We start from the raw sequence: 3,287 nt of genomic DNA, 5'->3' as shown, positions 1-3,287 counted from the left end.
GCCGCCGCGACGGCCCGTCCCCGGCACCTCGCGGACGCGGTGCCCGCGGGCGCGGGGGACGCCGCGGGGGTCACCCCGCCGGACGCCGGCCGGGACGCGGGTCGAGATGCCGAGCGAGTCGGCGGACGGGCCGCCGCCTACCGGGAGGAGCTGGCCGCCGGGACCGACCGGTTCTTCGAGACGCGCCGTCTGGACTGCCCCTGGTGCGGTTCCCAGCAGCTGTCCGTCCGCGTCCGGGTGCCCGATCTGCTCCAGGCCAAGCCCGGCCGCTTCACCCTCGAACACTGCGGGGACTGCGGGCACGTCTTCCAGAACCCCCGGCTGACCCCGGAGGGGCTGGAGTTCTACTACCGCGACTTCTACGACGGCCGGGGCGGCGAGGGCGCGGCCACGGTCTTCGGGCAGCTCGGTGCGGCCTACCGCAGCCGCGCCGAGATGCTCCGGCCCCACACCCGGCCCACGTCCTGGCTCGACGTCGGCACCGGCCACGGCCACTTCTGCAATGCCGCGCGGGCCGTCTGGCCGGACACCCGCTTCGACGGGCTCGACATGGGCGGCGCGGTCCGCGAGGCGGAACGGCGCGGCTGGGTGGAGACGGGACACCAGGGCCAGTTCCCGGACTTCGCGGTGAAACTGGCCGGCCAGTACGAGGTGGTCAGCATGTACCACTACCTGGAGCACACCCGGGACCCGTTCACGGAGCTGGACACGGCGGCCGCCGTCCTCGCTCCCGGCGGGTACCTGGCCATCGAGCTCCCGGACCCGCAGTCGCGCATGGCCCGGTTGCTCGGACCGGCCTGGCTGCCCTGGTTCCAGCCGCAGCACCAGCATCTGATCCCGGCCGCCAACCTGCGCGAGGCCCTGGCCGACCGCGGGTTCACCGTGCTGGCCGAGGAACACGGTCCCGCCCACCAGGGCAACGACTTCTTCGGCGCGGTGGCCCTGACCGCGACCCGGCTGGCCCCCGACCCGGACCGGCCGTGGGCCGCTCCGGCCACACCCGCCCGACGGGCCCTCGGTCATGCCGTACGGGTGGCCGCGCTGCCGTGCTTCGCCGCCGCGGCGGTGCTCGACGCGTTGCGCACGGTCGCGGCCCGGCGCACGGACGGCGGGAACGCCTACCGGATGCTGGCCCGCAAGGACGAGCGGTGACGGGCGCGGCCGCCGACGCCCCCGCCTCGGCCCCGCCACCCCCACCCGCACCCACACCCCCACCCCCACCCGCACCCTTGGCCGACCCCGGCGTGGACCTCGCCCGCCGGGCCACGGCCGACCCGCTCTTCCGGCTCGTCTCCTACGCCCTCCAGTCCGCGTACGGCCGGCCCCCCGCCGCCGTCTGGAGCGCCCCGTACGCCTTCCACCTCGGCTCCCCCCACCTGGTCGCGGCGGCCGGCTGGCCGGTGGCGGCCGCCGCCGCCCCGCGCACCGACGGCCTGGTCCGGCTCAGCTCCCTCGGCCACCCGGCGGACAGCTGCGACGTGCCGCTGACCCTGTCCGGGCCGCCGCCGCCCCTCCCGGCCTGGGCCGCCCGGCCGTACGCCCTGCTGCGCGCACTGGCCCGCGCCGGATACGGGCGCGGCGGGACCGACCTCCACGTACAGGGCTCCCTCACCCCGGCCGCAGGGCTGGACACGGCGGAGGCCTCCGACTGCGCGGTGGCCCTCGCCGTGGCCGACGTACACACCCGGGCGGGCGAGGAGCCGGACCGTGCGCACCTGGCCCGGCTGATGGCCCGCGCACTGCCCGACGGCGACGACGCGCTGCGCCGGGGGGTGCTCTACGCCCGGCCCGGCAGGGCCCTCCTGCTGGGCGGGGGGCCGCGCCCACGGGAGTCCCGGCGCCGGCGGTACGTCGGCTTCAACCCGGCCTCCTCAGGGGCCCGGCTGGTACTGCTCGCCGTACGCGCGGGCCCCGAGGACGCGAACGGCCCGGCGGCCCGGGCGGCGGATCTGGCGCGGGCCGTGGCGTGCGCCCGCCGGGCCGGGGCCCTGAGCGTCTGGCCGCCCGGCCGGAGCCCGGGGCGGAGCGTGCTGGCGCTGCTGCCCGAGGCACGGCTGACGGCGGTACGGGCCGCGGTCGCGGAGGACTTCCGGAACCGGGAACGACCCGTCCCCCGGTTCCTGAACATCGCCGTGGCCGGCGCGGCCCGGCGCGAGGAATGACGCCGCACGTCCCGTTCACCCCGCACCCCTGGTTCACCCCGCACACCCCATGCCCCTCCACCACGAGGAGAGATCACCCATGTCCCACCCCGTCCCGCCGGAGGCGAGCGCGAGACACCGGGTCCGCCGGTCCGCTCTCGTCGCCGGACTCGGCGCGCTCAGCCTGCTCGGCGCCTTTTCCCTCGCCCGTTCCCAGGCGGCCGACGGCGGCTCCGCGGCCCTCGCGAACGCGGCCGCCGCGGCCCTGCCGGCGTACGACCACGTGGTCGTCGTCGTGTACGAGAACAAGCAGTACGGAGAGGTCATCGGCAGCGCCAGCGCCCCCTACGTCAACCAGCTGGCGGGCGGCGGAGCGAGCCTGACCGGTATGAAGGCACTGACCCACCCCAGCCAGCCGAACTACTTCAACCTCTTCTCCGGCGCCACCCAGGGCATCACCGGAGACGGCTGCTACACCCCGCAGTCGATGACCGCGGCCAACCTCGGCCAGGAGCTCATCGCGGCCGGCAAGACCTTCGCGACGTACAACGAGGACCTGCCCGCCGAGGGTTCCACGGCCTGCACCAGCGGCCAGTACGCGCAGAAGCACAACCCGTGGTTCGCCTTCAAGAACGTGCCGCTGAACACCGGCAAGACGTGGGCGCAGTTCCCGCAGGGCAACTTCGCGGCCCTGCCGAACCTGTCGTTCGTAGTGCCCAACCAGTGCAACGACATGCACTCCTGTTCGGTCGCCACCGGTGACACCTGGACGAAGAACAGCATGGACGCCTACGCGCAGTGGGCGAAGGCCAACAACAGCCTGCTGGTCCTGACCTGGGACGAGGACAACTACCTCGGGTCCAACCAGATCGCCACCGTCTTCTACGGGGCGAACGTCAAGACGGGCACGTACGCGACCGCCTTCAACCACCACCACCTGCTGCGCACGTTCGAGGACCTCTTCACCACCGGGACGCACGCGGGCAACGCGGCCGGCGTGCAGCCGATCAGCGAGGTGTTCAGCGCCTCCACGGAGCCCACACCGACACCGACACCGACACCGACGCCCACACCCACGCCGACGCCCACACCCACGCCGACCGGCGGTGGGCTGAAGCTGGCCGACCCCGGCCCGCAGACCTGCAC

Annotated in this window: 3 protein-coding genes; all 3 read left to right on the top strand. The window is 75.0% G+C overall.

Features of this window, described 5'->3' with window-relative positions:
• Positions 1-1,152, top strand: a 1,152-nt coding sequence (locus ABZY44_RS37440; protein ID WP_356661985.1) for a class I SAM-dependent methyltransferase, incomplete at its 5' end; no start/stop codon positions are given.
• Positions 1,149-2,162 carry a galactokinase gene (locus ABZY44_RS37435; protein WP_356661983.1) on the top strand — a complete coding sequence of 338 codons (1,014 nt, stop codon included), beginning with the start codon at positions 1,149-1,151 and terminating at the stop codon, positions 2,160-2,162. The genes ABZY44_RS37440 and ABZY44_RS37435, both read left to right, overlap by 4 nt.
• Before the next feature lie 79 nt (positions 2,163-2,241).
• Positions 2,242-3,287: alkaline phosphatase family protein (locus tag ABZY44_RS37430; RefSeq protein WP_356661981.1), on the top strand; the 1,046-nt coding region annotated here is incomplete at its 3' end.

Source organism: Streptomyces sp. NPDC006544, assembly GCF_040611715.1.
GTDB lineage: Bacteria > Actinomycetota > Actinomycetes > Streptomycetales > Streptomycetaceae > Streptomyces.
The sequence above is the reverse complement of the archived record's forward strand: the minus strand, read 5'-3'. Positions and strand labels throughout refer to the sequence as shown.